The sequence below is a fragment of the Streptomyces sp. NPDC055078 genome (genome assembly GCF_053607985.1).
The window spans coordinates 1-2,082 of sequence record NZ_JBSGUP010000985.1; the positions used below are offsets into that span (position 1 = coordinate 1).

Sequence of the window (2,082 nt, forward strand, 5' to 3'; positions counted from 1 at the left end):
GTACGCCGACGCCGACGCGGGCGGAGCGCCCGCCGCCGAGGGGGATTCCACCGAAGCCCATGCGCCCGCTTCCGCCGGGAGCGTTCCGGCGCCGCCCGCGTACGCCCCCGCCGTCCGCCCCCGGCCCCAGCCGGTCGACACCATCCCCTGGGGCATGCGGGTCGCCGCCGAGGCGGGCTGGCGCCTCCTCGTCCTCGCGGGCACGCTCTGGGTGCTGATGCGCGTGATCAGCGCCGTACAGCTGGTGGTTCTCGCCTTTGTCGCGGCGCTGCTGATCACCGCGCTGCTCCAGCCCACCGTGGCCCGGCTGAAGCGGCTCGGCCTGCCGCGCGGTCTGGCCACCGCCGTGACGGCGATCGCCGGGTTCGTACTCATGGGGCTGGTCGGCTGGTTTGTCGTCTGGCAGGTCATGGACAACCTCGACAATCTCTCCGACCGGGTCAGGGACGGTATCGAGGAGCTGAAACGCTGGCTGCTGGACAGCCCGTTCCATGTCACCGAGAGCCAGATCAACGACATCGCGAAGAACCTCAGCGACACCATCGGCACCAACACCGAGGAGATCACCTCCGCGGGCCTCCAGGGTGTGACCGTGATGGTGGAGATCCTCACCGGCATACTGCTGGCGATGTTCTCCACGCTCTTCCTGCTCTACGACGGGAAGCGCATCTGGCAGTGGGTCCTCAAACTGGTCCCCGCCCAGGCCCGGGAGGGAGTCGCCGGAGCGGGGCCGCGCGCCTGGCGCACCCTGACCGCGTATGTGCGCGGCACGGTGATAGTCGCGCTGATCGACGCCATCTTCATCGGCCTCGGCCTCTACTTCCTCGATGTCCCGATGGCCGTGCCCCTCGCCGTCTTCATCTTCCTGTTCGCGTTCATCCCGCTGGTCGGCGCGGTCATCTCCGGTGCGCTGGCGGTCGTCGTCGCCCTGGTCACCCATGGGGTGTTCACCGCGCTGATGGTGCTGGTCGTGGTGCTCGCGGTACAGCAGATCGAGGGCCATGTGCTCCAGCCGTTCATCCTGGGGCGCGCGGTCCGCGTCCATCCGCTGGCCGTCGTCCTCGCGGTCGCCGCGGGCGGGCTCACCGCCGGGATCGGCGGCGCGGTGGTGGCGGTGCCACTGGTGGCCGTCACCAACACCGTCGTCGGCTACCTTCGCGCGTACGGTAAGGAACAGGCGCTGCGCGGCTCACCACCGCCCCATGGCGCGACGGCCCTCGACGCCTCCCCGGCCGTGCCGTCCGACTCCGCTCCGCCGCGCGCCGCGAACACGGAGGAGAAGGCGTGACGCCGGAGGACAAGGCGTGACACCGGAGGAACTGGCGTGATACCGGAGGAACAGGCGTGATATCCGAACCGGAACTGGTGGGCGAGGAGGAGCCACCCGGGCGCTCTCAGTTCCCGGGCGGGGCGATCCCCGGGCAGCGCGATCCGGATGTGGTGCTCGATGTGGTGCTCTCCCCGGACGCGGAGCCGCGTCCGCGCCCGCCGCTGCGGGCCTGGCTGTGGGCGCTCGGGGGAGCGGTGACCGCGTCGGCGGTCTGGGCCGGCGGACTGTACGCCCACAGCGGGCAGGACCCGGACGTCGGGGACTACCGGGTCAGCCGCAACCTCTGTCTGGACGCCGGGATGAAGGCCGTGTCCACCGTGCTCGGCCCGGTCGGCACACGCGAGCCGCTGACCCGTGAACACCCGACCAGGGACTTCGCGACCTGCTCGCTCACGTTCGAGAACCCGGATCAGCAGCAGCGTGTGGAGTTCATGCCCGCCGGCGTCTTCATCGAGTACACCTTGCACCGCAGAACCGACCCCGGCCCGGAGTTCGACGCCGCCGCGAGCGCGGACTCACTCCTCGGTCGCGATCCCGTCACGCTGGAGCGCGTCGAGGGGCTGGGGGAGCGCGCGTATCTCCTCAAGGGCGGGGACGGGCTGCCGCCGTCGCTCTATGTCCTGGACGGCCAGGCCGTGCTCTCGATGTCCCTCTCCGAGGGCGGGCCGATGGGGCCGGACAGCGAGGGGACTCCGCCCGATATCTCCGGGATCAGACCATTCATGATCGATGACATGGGGGCGCTGATGGAC

Annotated in this window: 2 protein-coding genes; both read left to right on the forward strand. The window is 70.6% G+C overall.

From position 1 onward, the window contains the following. Positions 1-1,288: AI-2E family transporter (locus ACWF94_RS39390; protein WP_453499928.1), on the forward strand; the 1,288-nt coding region annotated here is incomplete at its 5' end. 56 nt (positions 1,289-1,344) lie between these two features. Further along, positions 1,345-2,082: hypothetical protein (locus ACWF94_RS39395; RefSeq protein ID WP_453499930.1), on the forward strand; the 738-nt coding region annotated here is incomplete at its 3' end.